This is a genomic window from Methylophilus sp. DMC16 (assembly GCF_056314045.1).
In genome coordinates this window covers 873,485-888,110 of record NZ_JBQUZC010000001.1, presented here as the reverse complement: position 1 = coordinate 888,110, position 14,626 = coordinate 873,485, and the positions used below count along the sequence as shown (strand labels likewise).

The 14,626-nt window shown below is 47.2% G+C and carries 17 protein-coding genes, 1 tRNA gene and 1 other RNA gene; 15 read left to right on the top strand and 4 right to left on the bottom strand.

Annotated features, from left to right (window positions below; genetic code table 11):
• Positions 1 to 24: 24 nt before the first annotated feature.
• Positions 25 to 441, bottom strand: coding sequence for a hypothetical protein (locus tag ACT53D_RS04320; RefSeq protein WP_476154630.1), 417 nt, complete (start codon positions 439 to 441; stop codon positions 25 to 27).
• A gap of 360 nt (positions 442 to 801) precedes the next feature.
• Between ACT53D_RS04320 and ACT53D_RS04315 the strand changes: the two genes are divergently transcribed.
• The 5 genes from ACT53D_RS04315 to ACT53D_RS04295 all read left to right on the top strand — a co-directional run bounded on the left by ACT53D_RS04315 (position 802) and on the right by ACT53D_RS04295 (position 3,923).
• The gene (locus ACT53D_RS04315; RefSeq protein ID WP_476154628.1) at positions 802 to 1,095 is read left to right on the top strand and encodes a helix-turn-helix domain-containing protein; all 294 of its coding nucleotides are present in this window, start codon (positions 802 to 804) and stop codon (positions 1,093 to 1,095) included.
• 97 nt (positions 1,096 to 1,192) lie between these two features.
• Entirely contained in the window at positions 1,193 to 1,639 is a 447-nt protein-coding gene (locus tag ACT53D_RS04310; RefSeq protein WP_379076302.1) for a hypothetical protein, read from the top strand.
• A 121-nt stretch (positions 1,640 to 1,760) separates the two neighbouring features.
• Complete coding sequence (locus ACT53D_RS04305; protein WP_194746764.1) at positions 1,761 to 2,258, top strand: chemotaxis protein CheX; 498 nt, start codon at positions 1,761 to 1,763, stop codon at positions 2,256 to 2,258.
• On the top strand, positions 2,255 to 3,154 hold the full coding sequence (locus ACT53D_RS04300) for a response regulator (protein ID WP_194746763.1): 900 nt from the start codon (positions 2,255 to 2,257) through the stop codon (positions 3,152 to 3,154). Before ACT53D_RS04305 ends, ACT53D_RS04300 begins: the two co-directional genes overlap by 4 nt.
• Entirely contained in the window at positions 3,105 to 3,923 is an 819-nt protein-coding gene (locus tag ACT53D_RS04295; RefSeq protein ID WP_476154625.1) for a hypothetical protein, read from the top strand. Before ACT53D_RS04300 ends, ACT53D_RS04295 begins: the two co-directional genes overlap by 50 nt.
• Positions 3,924 to 4,010: 87 nt before the next feature.
• On the opposite strand, the gene ssrA is transcribed toward ACT53D_RS04295, so the two are convergent.
• Positions 4,011 to 4,376, bottom strand: a transfer-messenger RNA (tmRNA) gene (gene ssrA / locus ACT53D_RS04290).
• 82 nt (positions 4,377 to 4,458) lie between these two features.
• Here ssrA and ACT53D_RS04285 point away from each other — a divergent pair.
• Complete coding sequence (locus ACT53D_RS04285) at positions 4,459 to 5,328, top strand: prephenate dehydrogenase (RefSeq protein ID WP_476154623.1); 870 nt, start codon at positions 4,459 to 4,461, stop codon at positions 5,326 to 5,328.
• 12 nt (positions 5,329 to 5,340) lie between these two features.
• Positions 5,341 to 6,639, top strand: coding sequence for a 3-phosphoshikimate 1-carboxyvinyltransferase (gene aroA / locus ACT53D_RS04280; RefSeq protein ID WP_476154621.1), 1,299 nt, complete (start codon positions 5,341 to 5,343; stop codon positions 6,637 to 6,639).
• 6 nt (positions 6,640 to 6,645) lie between these two features.
• Here aroA and ACT53D_RS04275 read toward each other — a convergent pair whose 3' ends face one another.
• The gene (locus tag ACT53D_RS04275; protein WP_275355173.1) at positions 6,646 to 6,873 is read right to left on the bottom strand and encodes a DUF2061 domain-containing protein; all 228 of its coding nucleotides are present in this window, start codon (positions 6,871 to 6,873) and stop codon (positions 6,646 to 6,648) included.
• 94 nt (positions 6,874 to 6,967) lie between these two features.
• Here ACT53D_RS04275 and cmk point away from each other — a divergent pair, with 94 nt between their 5' ends.
• From cmk to ACT53D_RS04245, 6 genes are all read left to right on the top strand, one after another.
• Positions 6,968 to 7,642 (top strand): (d)CMP kinase, encoded by a 675-nt coding sequence (gene cmk / locus ACT53D_RS04270; protein ID WP_476145634.1) that lies wholly within the window; start codon positions 6,968 to 6,970, stop codon positions 7,640 to 7,642.
• A gap of 207 nt (positions 7,643 to 7,849) precedes the next feature.
• On the top strand, positions 7,850 to 9,316 hold the full coding sequence (gene rpsA / locus ACT53D_RS04265) for a 30S ribosomal protein S1 (RefSeq protein ID WP_018985242.1): 1,467 nt from the start codon (positions 7,850 to 7,852) through the stop codon (positions 9,314 to 9,316).
• Positions 9,317 to 9,330: 14 nt separating this feature from the next.
• Complete coding sequence (locus tag ACT53D_RS04260; protein WP_018985241.1) at positions 9,331 to 9,618, top strand: integration host factor subunit beta; 288 nt, start codon at positions 9,331 to 9,333, stop codon at positions 9,616 to 9,618.
• Positions 9,619 to 9,745: 127 nt separating this feature from the next.
• The gene (lapB, locus tag ACT53D_RS04255; RefSeq protein WP_476154619.1) at positions 9,746 to 10,978 is read left to right on the top strand and encodes a lipopolysaccharide assembly protein LapB; all 1,233 of its coding nucleotides are present in this window, start codon (positions 9,746 to 9,748) and stop codon (positions 10,976 to 10,978) included.
• Positions 10,979 to 11,029: 51 nt separating this feature from the next.
• Positions 11,030 to 11,725, top strand: coding sequence for an orotidine-5'-phosphate decarboxylase (gene pyrF, locus ACT53D_RS04250; protein ID WP_476154617.1), 696 nt, complete (start codon positions 11,030 to 11,032; stop codon positions 11,723 to 11,725).
• A 110-nt stretch (positions 11,726 to 11,835) separates the two neighbouring features.
• A complete protein-coding gene (locus tag ACT53D_RS04245) occupies positions 11,836 to 12,144 on the top strand; it encodes a ComEA family DNA-binding protein (protein WP_338654062.1) in 309 nt (102 codons plus the stop codon).
• A 46-nt stretch (positions 12,145 to 12,190) separates the two neighbouring features.
• On the opposite strand, the gene ACT53D_RS04240 is transcribed toward ACT53D_RS04245, so the two are convergent.
• A tRNA-Ser gene (locus ACT53D_RS04240) sits at positions 12,191 to 12,280 on the bottom strand.
• 323 nt (positions 12,281 to 12,603) lie between these two features.
• On the opposite strand from ACT53D_RS04240, the gene exaC reads away from it, so the two are divergent.
• Together exaC and ACT53D_RS04230 are read left to right on the top strand one after the other, a co-directional pair.
• On the top strand, positions 12,604 to 14,124 hold the full coding sequence (gene exaC / locus ACT53D_RS04235; protein ID WP_194746687.1) for an acetaldehyde dehydrogenase ExaC: 1,521 nt from the start codon (positions 12,604 to 12,606) through the stop codon (positions 14,122 to 14,124).
• Positions 14,125 to 14,225: 101 nt separating this feature from the next.
• Positions 14,226 to 14,603 carry a DUF779 domain-containing protein gene (locus ACT53D_RS04230; RefSeq protein WP_194746686.1) on the top strand — a complete coding sequence of 126 codons (378 nt, stop codon included), beginning with the start codon at positions 14,226 to 14,228 and terminating at the stop codon, positions 14,601 to 14,603.
• The last annotated feature ends 23 nt before the right edge of the window (positions 14,604 to 14,626 follow it).

The following is a 14,626-nucleotide window of genomic DNA, read 5'->3' as shown; positions in this document are numbered from 1 at the left end:
TCCTAAAAATTTTAAAAAAAGCCCCTACTGTGATGACAGCACGCGCGAGGCTGTAACGCGGCTGGACAATGCGAAGTCGGTTCCAAAAATTGTATTTAACTCATTGATTAAAGCTGTTGCGTAATCGAATGGAGTAGCAAAAAGACCGACGTTGTATCTAATAGAACAATCAAGCAAATCAGGAGCGGTTAACCCTGGCATTTGCTTAATTAAATTGTTTGATGTGTCGAAAGCCTTTACTTCAAACAAGCTAGGCTTTTCGTAAATTTGAGAATTAGATAATTGACGCTTATTGAAATTTTGAGCAAACGTAATATCGTGGATTACGTTTTTAGGGATAAGGTCAAATGAACGATGAGCAAGGTTTACTGAATGACCAGAAAGAGAAAGTAAAGATTTTCTCTCAGAAACGTGAAGAGCATTCCATGCCATTGCATTCATAAAAACCTCCAATGGTGCCGCATTGTGGTCCCCTGCCCTTTCGGTTCTAAAAATGATACTGGTCATCTAAAGAAGGTCAGCACACCGCAGGGGTTTGGTTGCTGAAAATTAGCTAATTTTTGTTAACTAATTTAAAGCAGATACTAGCTAATTTTTTTTAGCTTGTAAACAACTTTTTTTAGCTAAATAATGTTAGCTATAAATTATTTGTCAAAAGGGCAACAAAATGAATAAGCCTGAAAAGAATGAACAACAGAACCCAGTCACAGACGAACTGAAGCAAAGAATTTACAGACAAAGAAGAGATGAACAAATCAGAATGCTTAAAGAAGCACTCGAGCAGAAAGGAAATAAAAAGTTATGTGTGAATTACTAGAAGCAGCAAGAAAAGCGCAAGGCGATATTAGCTATTATGAGGTTGCTAAAAGATTAGGTATTAGCACACCGCTTTTAAATCGCTGGAAAAACAATAAAAGCCAACCTAACGGCCTTAATACCTTAAGACTCGCAGAAATGGCCGGACTGTCAGCAACAGAGGCTATTAAACTTATTGAAGGCGGTTTTATCAACGTGTCACTTTTGATTGTGACCGCCCTATCCTCCCTTTCCTTTACACAAGCCATACAAATGTTAAAACATTGTATATTATGTTAAATTAAAAAAATTCAATAAGTTATCATTCTCCGCCAGAATATTACTTAAAGAGAGTGTTTACTGGTGCTTTACTAAATGAAAACTTAAGACATTTTAAATGATTGCAAATAAATCAATATTTACATTACCTTACAAAGTGCTAGTATTAGCTTTCAAACAAGAAAAAGGGAAGAAAATGAGGGAAGAAAAACAAATTGCAAAAGTACAAACGCAACTCACCCTGCTCTGGTGCTTAAAAATTGGGGAATTTCTAGGGACCATAGATCAGCAGAAACTTATCCATCAGTTAAACTTGAAGCCTATTGTCCTCAGAAGATGGTTATTGGGTAAGATGGTGGTCCCTAGCACTATCATGTATCAAGTAAAACAACTGGCCTATGCACCACCACGTACACGCAAGTGTAGAAAATTACGCATGACTGCGTGCGGTGAACAAAATTTAGCTTCGTTAAAGGTAAGGTGTGAATGGAAGATTCGTTTTTTTGATGAGATGAATAAGCGAGCAAAGTACAAGTTTTGTAAGAAATTAAAGCGGATCATTTAATTCACCGCGTAAATCCAATGAATGGCAATTGAAAAATTTACCTGCTTTTTACACCATTTATTCAGCCTTCAATCCTTTTTAAGCTGCGTTAGCATCAATATCCTATTGTTGGAGATGCTACATGCAGCTTTTGCCTACACAGGAAATGGTGAAAAAAATATCTGACTCCTGGTCGTTTGTAAGCGGTTCCGCTTTCAACTTCAAGGAAAGTCAGCGCTATACATTTCACAATCATGACAACCTCATGGCGGTTGTTCTCCCACTTTATATCGACCAATTACCGCAACATGAGTCGATTGCGATTGGCTTGATATTAGATGATGCTGAGGCACACAAAATCGCATCTCATATGTTTGGCTTATCTTCTGACGAATTATCCGATGAGGATGTCAAAGATGCCAAAAAGGAGACATGCAATATCATGGGAGGAGGCTTGATTGTAGATGAGCACAGTGAATTGGGCCTCCCCAAAGAGATTCCTTTAGAAGAGTTTTTTGAACTCCAAAAAACGGCGACATTCAGCCGTTTATTTGTAAGCGATAAACCAAACGAAGACCTGGTGAATCTGGTGATCTTCGATGTAAATAATCATAAGTTTTCAGGGGTATTTTCATTATGAGCACAATGACGGGTGAAGCAGCCAAATTCTTGATTGTGGATGACAGTCGCGCAATACAAAGCATTATCAAACGTGCGATTGAAGGGTGTAATTATCCAAAGCTAGAAATTCAAACTGCGACAGATGCTGAAGCTGCGATGAATATTCTTGAGGGCTATCGCCCTGACTTGATTATTACTGACTGGCACATGCATAAAATCAGTGGCCTTGAATTTTGTCAGCATGTCTGCCAAACATACGGGAAAAAAATCCCAATTGGCTTTGTGACCACGGAATCTGCCGCCGAAAAAATCGATCAGGCTTATCAAAGTGGTGCAAGATTTGTAATTAACAAACCCTTCCAGGATATTGATTTAAGATCAAAAATATTGGAAATCATTCCAGTGGGCGGAATCACTGAGCAGCCTGCGGCTATCCCAGAGAATCTCGCGACTAGCCATCAAATGCTCTCAAGCATGCTGAAGGGTCAGGCTTTTACGCTAGAGCCCTGCCCTCCACTGGGCTTAACGGATTTGACTGAAAACAATTTCATTGGATTGTTTGGCGAAAACGGGAAAACACCCCCCGTCAATGCGCTTGCTATCATGGAAATGAACGCTGTAGGCCTGTTGTGGGCGTTGAATAATGAAAAACCCGAAATGCTTAAAACCATACTCGCCAGTGGTGGCGCCAGTAACGACCAACTAGATGAAGCGAGAAGGTTCATGGATGAGTTTGGTGCGGGTATGTCAATTGGACATAAAAATGGTCCATTGAAGCTGGCTAGATCAAGTATAGTCAGTCGACAATTTCCCCGCCTTGAGATGTCGTTGAAGAGCAATGCTGGCCGTATGGATTATCGAATCCATGTACCAGAAATCGGAACAGGATTTATTACTTATATCAAACTCCTGTAAGGAGAATAGGATGCCATTTTCTTGGGGTGAATTACTGAGCGGTGCCGGGATTATCGTTAGCTTGGGTGCCGCCTTTTTATTAGTCAAGTTGCTCATCAGCAATACATTACAGCAGGAAAAGTTTTTTAACGCACTGGGTAAGTGCTATACAGAGCTCGAGTCATCCAGCGATCGACTAGACACACTCTGTACTATTCTGGATAGAAGATTTTCCAACTATGAGGAAAACCATAAACAATCAGATCCATTGTTAATCAATAGCATACAGCGCTTTGATAAAGTAGCACAGGAGATCAGGGATCGCCTGGATGATTTGTTGCTATCGGAAGCCTCGGATAACATTATTGCTGAGCGATTGAGTGAGCCCGTGCTGCAAGAGCTGAATAAATTGCAAACACATCTAGAGCAAATGGCTGGTCAACTCCGGCGCAATAACAATTTGTCTGCTGACGAAAATGTCGAAATGGCGGCCATGAGAAAGCGGATTGAAAGCTATCAATCCATGATGATGAAAGCAAGATCAGAAGCCAAAGAGGCTGAAAACACCATTGCGGAATTGCGTCATGAAATACAGCAACTACAGGTCATGAACAATCGCCCGATACAATCAGCCAATGATGCATTCACAAAAGAGCTACAATTCCAACTGAATGAAATGGAACAACAAAAACGCAGACTTGAGGAACAGCTTGCGGCATTAACCACAGAGAAACAGCGCAATGAAATCGAGAAACAATTCATTGAAGACCGTTTTATGGAGTTATCGTAACCCATACGTAAAACAAAAAGCCACCCGAAGGTGGCTTTTTGTTTTACGCTCATTGTTCAATCAAATCAATGCATTGAACATTTCAAATGGTGGAGCTGGGGGGAATTGAACCCCCGTCCGCAAGCCCTCCACAGACAGTTCTACATACTTAGCTGTGTTGTTTATATTTAACCAGGCACCCACCAACGAGCAAGCAGATGACAAGCGAGTTGCCTTGGATTTAATGCCTTACCAAGCAACCCGGTAAAGCACGATCCTCTCTAAATGACGCTGCTGCCGGTTACCCGGCCCGACCGAGAGGCTCTTCGGTGCAGCGTTCAGCCGGGATTAAGCGGCTAAAGCGTAAGTTTCGTCGTTTGCGACTATACTTTTTCAGATGGATTTACGAGGGAACCTGAATCCTCGGTATGCCCTGCACTGCTTTGCAACCCACGTCGAAACCGGGTCAGCCCCAATACAGACTTTGGATTATACGCCTTAAACGGTGGTGAGCCAAACTTAAAGGCGCATTGCTTCGACATGGTACAATTTACAAATGTTCAAGAAAATTGTGATTTTTGGGGTTGGTTTAATAGGGGGCTCCATTGCGCTGGCCCTTAAAAAACACCCGGAGGCTCCTCACATTGTTGGTGTGGGCCGCGCTCAACAAAGCTTGCAGGAAGCACTGGATTTGGGTTTGATTGACAGTGCGGAAACGGATATTGCTTCTGCACTGCACGCGGCGGATCTGGTTATCATTGCCACTCCAGTGGCACAGACGCCGGCGATTTTAAAGGCCATCCGCCCCTATTTGGGCGAGTCGACCATTATCACAGATGCCGGCAGCACCAAGTCGGACGTGATGGCGTACGCGAGGGCCGAACTTGGGGACCAGGTTAATCAATTTGTGGGCGGTCATCCGATTGCTGGGGCGGAAAAAAGTGGCCCTGCTGCTGCCATGGCTGATTTGTATCTCGGTAAGAATGTCATTCTGACGCCTGATGCGCAGACCTCTAACTCAGCGCTCGATCAAGTCAGCAGGCTTTGGCAGCAATGTGGTGCAGTGGTTTCGCACATGAGTGCGCAAGAACATGACAGCGTATTTGCAGCCGTCAGCCATTTGCCGCACCTGCTTGCCTTCGCACTGGTGGAGGATCTGGCCAAGCGTAGCAATGCGGAATTGTTGTTCAAATTTGCCGCCAGCGGTTTCCGCGACTTTACGCGCATTGCAGGCAGTCATCCTGAGATGTGGCGTGATATTGCACTGGCTAACAAAACCGCCTTATTAAGTGAACTTAGGCTCTATCAACAAGCGCTCAGCGACATGACGGCACTCTTGGAGGCTGATGACAGTCGTGCTTTGCACGATTTGTTTGAACATGCCAGCCGTGCACGTAATGACTGGGCCAAGTCAAAAATTCAATAATTACCAATCGCTATGGAACAACTGCATTTACCCGCTGCCCACAAAGCCCAAGGCGCAATCACCCTGCCTGGCTCAAAAAGTATCTCAAACCGTACGCTATTGCTCGCAGCACTTGCTGACGGCGTCACTGTCATTCGCGACTTGCTCGCCTCAGACGATACCGCCAGAATGCTGGAGGCCTTATCAGCGTTAGGCGTCAAGCTGGAAAATATCTCTGAAAATGCCTGGCAAGTCACGGGCTGTGGCGGCAACTTTCCCAATAAGCAAGCGGATTTGTTTCTGGGCAATGCGGGGACGGCCTTTAGGCCCTTGACTGCCGCACTGGCATTCTCAGGCGGTGACTACCATCTGCATGGGATTGCGCGCATGCATGAGCGCCCGATTGGCGATTTGGTGGATGCCTTGCAACAGGTGGGCGCGCAAGTCAGCTACCTGGGGAATGCGGGCTACCCTCCCCTGCAAATTTCGCCAGCGCAGCTGGATGTCAGTCAAGCGATCAAAATACGAGGTGATGTGTCAAGCCAGTTTTTGACAGCCTTGTTGATGGCCTTGCCGCTAACAGGCCAGGCGGCCAGTATTGAAGTGGTAGGCGAACTGATCTCCAAGCCTTATATCGAAATCACGCTCAACCTGATGCAACGCTTTGGCGTGACCGTGCAACGGGATGGCTGGCAGCATTTTTACATTGCTGCAGATGCGCGTTATCACGCGCCAGGAGAAATATATGTAGAAGGTGACGCGTCAAGCGCCTCTTATTTTATTGGTGCGGGTGTTGTTGCGGGTGACGTCACCGTCAACGGCGTCGGCGCGCAAAGCATCCAAGGCGACATCCGCTTTGCTGAGGCGGCCAATCTCATGGGCGGACGGATCAGCTATGGCGACAACCACGTGCGTGCTGAAAACACAGGCACATTGAAGGCGATCGACCTTGATTGTAATCACATCCCCGATGCGGCCATGACTTTAGCCGTGATGGCCATGTTTGTGCGTGGCAATTCGGATCAAGACCGTACAACGACCCTACGCAATATCGCCAGCTGGCGCGTAAAAGAGACCGACCGCATTGCAGCCATGGCAACAGAACTGCGCAAAGTCGGGGCCACAGTGGTCGAAGGCCCGGACTATATTCAGGTCACCGCCCCCTTGCAACTGACCCCTAACGCAGTAATTGATACCTATGATGACCACCGCATGGCCATGTGCTTTTCATTGCTCAGCCTGGCCGGCGTGCCCATTACCATTAATGACCCAAAATGTGTGGGTAAAACCTTTCCAGAGTACTTTAAGGTATTCGCCAGCATTGTTCGCTAGCCATTCTCACGCCGCATACGCCCACTCATGCTCGTCAGGCTCTGCGGCAGGCGCCACGTCGTGAGAATGCTGATGCTGTTGCCAGGCACGCTCGTGAAAATAAAACACCACGGTGTTGCAGGCCGGTTCAACCAGCGCCATCAGCCCACCCACCAGCAGGCTGCCTGTGAAAAGATAGGCAATGGTGAACGCGACGCTAAAATGCAGCATGGCAAAAGACATGGTTTTAATCATGGTGTGCTCCTTATTAACGATGCAGCCATAATATAAAAGCCAAAAGTCAAAATCCAATTCATTGTTTTTAACCGATTGATAAGTAAAATTTATTATGAATAACCCTCTCCCTCCAGTCATTGCCATTGACGGCCCTTCTGCTTCTGGCAAGGGCAGCGTCGCTGAACGCGTGGCTACCCATTTTGGATTTCATTACCTGGACTCGGGTGCGATTTATCGTCTATTGGCTTATGCAGCTGCTCAACAAGCCGTGGCCTGGTCAAATGCTGATGCACTGGCTGATATCGCGACACAGATGCAGATCAAGTTTGAGCATGGCCAAGCTTATTTAAACGGCGAACAAGTCAGCCACCATATTCGTACAGAACAGATGGGCAAAGGGGCCTCTGAAGTCGCTGTCCACCCTGCCGTACGTACCGCGCTGTTGCAAACGCAACGCAATTTCAGGCAAGCCCCTGGGCTGGTTGGTGATGGCCGCGATATTGGCTCTGTCATTTTCCCGGATGCCGGATTGAAAATATTTTTGACAGCCGCGGTCGAAACGCGCGCAAAAAGACGCTACGATCAGTTAATTCAACGCGGCGATCACGCAGATTACGCTTTGATTCTAGCTGATTTGCAGCAGCGCGATTTACGCGATAGCCAGCGCGCAGTCGCGCCACTCAAGCAATTGCCAGATGCGGTTTTGCTGGACACCACCGACATCAATATTGAGCAAGCGGTGAATATCATTATCGAAGCATTTAAAAAAGCGGCGCAAACTAAATAAAAACACACATAAGTCATTGAACCCAATAATTTTTTTGTGTATAGTCTTGGATTCGGGTTGCTCAAGTCACGCTTGGGCAATATTTTTTAAACCTTTTCCATTGTTGGCGCTTTTGCCTTGCAATGGCTCGCTGCAAGATGCCTGTCTTCATGCGAGTAAAAATTGGACAATTTTTTAATGGCTTCTATTTCTAATACATCCTCTTCCATGGAATCATTTGCAGCCCTCTTCGAAGAAAGCCTGGCCCGCCAGGAAATGCGCGCTGGTGAAGTAATCACCGCCGAAGTAGTTTCTGTAGACAATGATTTCGTTATCGTGAACGCCGGCTTGAAATCCGAGAGCGTAATTAACGCCAGTGAATTCAAAAACGCACAAGGCGAACTGGAAGTTGCCGTTGGCGACTTCGTTAAAGTAGCGATCGAAAAACTGGAAGATGGTTTTGGTTCTACACAACTTTCTCGCGAAAAAGCGAAGAAAATGCAAGCATGGCTGGATCTGGAAGAAGCCATGAACGAAGGCCGTGTAGTTAAAGGTTTTGTCAGCAGCCGTGTTAAAGGCGGTCTGCGCGTTTCTGTCAGCGGCATCATGGCTTTCTTGCCAGGCTCACTGGTAGACATTCGTCCAGTTAAAGACACCACTCCTTACGAAAACAAAGAGTGGGACTTCAAAGTCATTAAGCTGGATCGCAAGCGTAACAATATCGTGGTTTCCCGCCGTGCTGTGATGGAAGACACCTTGGGTGCTGACCGTGAAGCATTGTTGGGCAGCTTGACTGAAGGTGCTGTGATCAAGGGTATCGTTAAAAACATCACTGACTACGGCGCGTTCGTGGATCTGGGTGGTATCGATGGCCTGTTGCACATCACTGATTTGGCATGGCGCCGTGTGAAGCACCCATCTGAAGTGCTGACCGTTGGTGAAGAAGTTGAAGCCAAGATCCTGAAATTCGATCAAGAGAAAAACCGTGTTTCTCTGGGGATCAAACAATTGGGCGACGACCCATGGGTGGCATTGAGCCGCCGTTACCCAGTCGGTACACGCCTGTTCGGTAAAGTGTCTAACCTGACTGACTACGGTGCGTTCGTTGAAGTAGAACCAGGCATTGAAGGTTTGGTACACGTGTCTGAAATGGACTGGACCAACAAGAACATCCACCCGGGCAAAATCGCTCAACTGGGCGACGAAGTTGAAGTGATGATTCTGGAAATCGACGAAGACCGTCGTCGTCTGTCACTGGGCATGAAACAGTGCAAACCAAACCCATGGGATGATTTCGCTGCAACCCACGCTAAAGGCGACAAAGTTTCAGGCCAGATCAAGTCTATCACTGACTTTGGTGTGTTCATTGGCTTGCCAGGCGGTATTGATGGCTTGGTACACTTGTCTGACCTGTCCTGGACTCAGTCTGGCGAAGAAGCGATCCGCAACTTCAAGAAAGGTGATGAGCTGCAAGCTGTTATCTTGGGCATTGATGTTGAGAAAGAGCGTATCTCTCTGGGCGTTAAACAGTTGACTGAAGATCCAAGCGGCAACAGCGCACCAATTGGCGAAGACAAAGGTGGTAAACCAAAAGCCAAAAAAGCAAAAGCGGATGATGTCATGATTGATGAAGCTTCTGCCGGGACAACTAACCTGGGTGCTTTGCTGAAAGCCAAACTGGATAGCAAAAAATAAGAAGGCTTTAGATCATGACAAGATCTGAACTAATAGACCTGCTTGCCCAGCGCTTTCCGCAACTTGTGCTGAAAGACGCAGAGTTATCCGTCAAGACCATCCTTGATGCAATGACGGAAAACCTGGCAACAGGAGAGCGTATCGAAATACGCGGTTTTGGCAGCTTTAGCTTGAACTACCGCCCGCCTCGTTTGGGACGTAACCCGAAAACTGGTACCAAAGTACAGGTGCCAGCGAAATACGTGCCGCACTTTAAGGCTGGTAAAGAGTTGCGTGACCGCGTAGACGCGATCGAATCTTAATTTTTGTGATTCAGCAGTAAAAAACGGTATCTTCGGATACCGTTTTTTTTGGCCGCTCAGACCGCTATTGATGGCGCATTGAGGAGCGCTTGGGTAAAATGTCATGTGATCAAACAAGAGAGCTTTTATGCTGGTTGAATTCGAGTATTGGTGGTTATTGATTCTGCCTCTGTTTTTTACATTGGGCTGGATTGCAGCCCGCGTGGACATCAAGCAACTGATTGCTGAATCCACCTCATTGCCAGCCACCTATTTTAAAGGTCTGAATCTGCTCATTGCTGACCAGTACCACAAAGCGGTAGATGCATTCAGTGAAGCGCTTTATATGAATAAAGACTCCCTGGAACTGCACTTTGTGCTGGGGAGCCTGTTTCGCCGCACAGGTGAGACAGACCGCGCGATTCACTTGCACTTAAATTTGCTCGAAAACTACGAACTCACCGAGCAGCAATCGACATCAATCAAAGTGGAATTGGCGCAGGATTACTTCAAGGCAGGCCTGTATGATCGTGCCGAAGAAATTTTTCAAACACTGCGCCATACTCGCTATGAACAAGCCGCTCTGCGTCACCTGCTTGAGATTTATGTCAAGGAACGCGAATGGTCACTTGCCATTGGCATTGCCACCGAATTAGAGCGTTCGTCAGGCGTGTCTTACCGCAAAGAGGTCGCTCAGTATTATTGTGAATTGGCCGCCAATGCAATGATCAAACAGGATTGGTCCTCTGCAAAATTCCAACTCGAACAAGCGCTGGACGCTAATAAGAACTGTGTGCGCGCTAATGTCTTACTGGGCGATATTGCGGCACATCAAGGTCACCATTCCGATGCAATTGCGCTCTGGAAACGCATAGAAATGCAGCATCCAGAACATCTGGGCCTGGTCGCGCAAAAAATGCTTAAAAGCTATGCCGCGCTGTATGGTGAAGAGGAAAGCGAAGGCGACCTCAAACTGTCCAGAGGCTTAAAAGAAGGCCTGAGCCAACTCCATTACTATCTGGAGCTGTATCAACTCAGTAGCATTATGTCGGTGTTGTATGAGGCCACCCTGCAGGCTGAAGGTGCGGATAAAGCGGCAAAACTCGCCCGCAATGAGTTGATCCGCAAACCCAGCCTCAAATCGCTGGATCAATTGCTCCAAGCGCGTGCCATGCTCCAGGATGAACAGCATGATTTGCAGTTGATGCAGCAAACTGTTCGCAATGCCATAGGTGACCGTGCCGCCTACTATTGCGACCAATGTGGTTTCCGGGCCAAACAATATCATTGGCAATGCCCAGCCTGTAATGCCTGGGAGTCGCTGCCGCCCGAACCCACTGAAGCGACCATTCGAGATATCAAGTTACTTAAACGAAAATAAACCCGTTTGGTGCCCTTCCCCAACCCGTTTCATTCCTAAGACAATTCCTTTATGACCGACAGTAAAATTGTTGTTGCCCTGGATTATGCAGATGCCAAATCGGCAATCGCGCTAGTAGATCGGCTTGACCCAAGCCTGTGTAAACTCAAGGTGGGTAAGGAACTGTTTACCGCCGCCGGGCCTCAGCTTGTCGAACAACTGGTTGCGCGGCAATACGATGTGTTCCTCGATCTCAAATTTCACGATATCCCGAATACTGTGGCAAAAGCCTGTCAGGCCGCCGCAAATTTAGGCGTATGGATGATCAATGTTCACGCCAGTGGTGGGCAACCCATGATGCAGGCCGCACGTGAAGGCCTGGATAAAGCATTTGGTGATCAAGCGCCGCTGCTAATCGCTGTCACGGTATTAACCAGTATGGACACGCCAACGTTGCATAGCTTGGGGATTCAGCGCACCCTGCCTGAACAGGTACTCGCATTGGCCACACTGACACAACAATCTGGCTTAGATGGTGTAGTTTGTTCAGCACAAGAGGCCAGCATGCTAAGAAAAGCATTGGGGCCTGACTTTTGTCTGGTCACCCCGGGTATTCGCCCAAAGGACTCGGCAAAGGACGATCAAACCAGAATTGTGACGCCTGCAGATGCCATCGCATTAGGCGCCAGCTACTTGGTGATAGGCAGGCCAATTACACAAGCAGATGACCCGATTGTTGCATTAAATACAATTATTAAAAATATTTAACATTTTTAAATTAATTTAAGGGCGTTAACCGTCCGAACCTGGACTGGCTCAGTAGAATTAAAAACAGGCGCAATGCCTGTTTTTTTATACTTAACGATTCTGGAGGTCATATGATGAAAACGCTTATGGGTTACCTGATGTATTTCCTTTTATTGCCAGCCGCTTATGCGGTGGTTGATATCAATACGGCCAGCCAGGCTGAACTTGAAAGCCTGAATGGTATCGGTCCGGCCAAGGCGCAAGCTATCATTGAATATCGAAAAAAGAGTGGTGGCTTTAAGTCAGTGGAAGAGCTGGATCAAGTGCCAGGCATAGGCCAGGCAACCTTGGCAAACCTGAAGAAAGATGTAAGCGTCGGCGCCAAGAAAGCAACTGCGGCTGAGATTAAATCCGAAAAAGTAGCAGAGAAAAAGAAATAACGGTCTACATTAAACAAAAAGCACCCTATTGGGTGCTTTTTTTATTTGGCGGAGAGAGAGGGATTCGAACCCTCGATAGAGTTGCCCCTATGCCACCTTTCCAGGGTGGTGACTTAAACCGCTCATCCATCTCTCCGAAAGAAGGCGGGATTATACCCATAAAAGTTAAAGACGCCAAATCATTTTATGGTGCAACCACTGGCGACTTTCACACTGCATATGGCCTGTTTTAGGGCTAGCAAGATGTCAGGTCTGCTATCTTATAAAACAGTATAAAGTTGGCTAAAAAGCTTGCTTTTGTTATTTTTAAGGTTTAATGTTTAGAACACAAACACACGGCTAAGCCTTATAAAATAAGGTGTTAACGTATGTTTATCGCGATATCTAGTTGCGATTTGATGTAGGCGGTTTGGAGAGCAGTTCTGCTACGATATTAATAGAAAAAACACAGGAGTTACTATGAGTTTGGATCTTCTCAAGGCGATGGGCGTTAAAGTGCCCTATAAAGCCAAGTATGATAACTTTATCGGTGGAAAATGGGTTGCACCGGTCAAAGGTGAATATTTTGATGTCATCTCGCCTATTACTGGCAAGCCCTACACTCAAGCTGCACGTTCTAGCGCCGAGGATGTTGAATTGGCATTGGATGCAGCGCATGCAGCAGCCGATAAATGGGGCAAGACTTCTGTCGTTGATCGCTCCAACTTGTTGCTGAAAATTGCTGATCGCATCGAGCAAAACCTTGAGTTGATCGCGACTGCGGAAACCGTCGATAACGGTAAGCCTATCCGCGAAACCATGAATGCCGATATTCCATTGGCAGCAGACCATTTCCGCTATTTTGCCGGGGCGTTGCGTGCGCAAGAAGGCAGCATTAGTGAACTGGACGAACATACCGTTGCCTACCACTTTCACGAGCCACTAGGCGTGGTCGGCCAGATTATTCCGTGGAACTTCCCTATTCTGATGGCCGCCTGGAAACTGGCGCCAGCTGTGGCCGCGGGTAACGTGGTGGTAATGAAGCCTGCAGAGTTCACGCCGATTAGCCTGCTGATCCTGATGGAAGTGATTGCTGATTTGATTCCGCCTGGCGTCATCAACATCGTCAACGGCTTTGGCCGTGAGGTAGGTGCTCCACTCTCTACCAGCAAGCGTATCGCGAAAATCGCCTTTACTGGTTCGACAGCCACCGGCCGTTATATTGCCCAGGCTGCAGCCAGCAACCTGATTCCAGCAACCCTCGAACTGGGTGGCAAATCGCCTAACATCTTCTTTGAAGATATCATGTCTGCCGATGATGATTTCCTGGATAAAGCCGTAGAAGGCTTGGTGCTGTTTGCATTTAACCAGGGTGAAGTCTGTACCTGCCCTTCCCGTGCGTTAATCCAGGAATCCATTTACGACAAGTTTATGGAGCGTGTATTGCCACGTGTTGCCGCCATCAAGCAAGGTAACCCACTTGACCCCAACACCATGATTGGTGCCCAGGCATCCCAAGACCAAGTGAACAAGATCCTCTCCTACATGGATATTGGTCGTCAGGAAGGTGCGCAGTTATTGTGCGGAGGTGAGCGTAATGTACTGAGCGGTGATCTGGCTGAAGGCTATTACATCAAGCCGACCTTGTTCAAAGGTCATAATAAAATGCGCATCTTCCAGGAAGAAATTTTTGGACCTGTGCTGGCAGTGACCACCTTTAAAGATGAAGCTGAAGCACTAAGCATTGCCAACGACACCATTTTCGGCCTGGGTTCAGGCGTCTGGTCGCGTGACGGCAGCCGCGCTTACCGTATGGGCCGTGGCATCAAGGCTGGCCGCGTTTGGACTAACTGCTACCACGCTTATCCTGCGCATGCCGCATTCGGTGGCTATAAAGAGTCCGGCATTGGCCGTGAAACGCATAAAATGATGCTGGACCACTACCAGCAAACCAAAAACCTGCTGGTCAGCTACAGCCCGAAAAAACTGGGATTCTTCTAAATCTTGGCGGGAATGCTAAAACAGACATTTGTTTGATCTAAAGGAGCGAATTTTTCGCTCCTTTTTTTATCTATCTATCACACTATAAACAGGGGAAGAGCATGACTGAACGTGTTTCTGCAACGCCAGCGGCCATCGCGCTCATTGAGCAATTAACCGCCCAGCATGGCCCGATTGTATTTTTTCAATCAGGCGGATGTTGTGAAGGCAGTGGCCCGATGTGCCTACCAGCCGCCGAATACATCGCCAGTCCGATGGATGTCAAACTGGGAACCTTGCCCGGTGGTGCTATTTTTTACATGAGTGACAGTCATTTCAGTTTTATGCACAGTACGCACACCATCCTCGATGCGATGCCGGGCTCCAGTGGCTCATTTTCACTCGATTGTGGCAGTGGCATGGCCTTTATCACGCGAGGCCGTTTATATTCGGATGAGGAACTCGCTGCGCTAAAACCCGAAGAGCGCGTCGGGCTTTAATAAGTAGAAGTCTGCCTGATCAA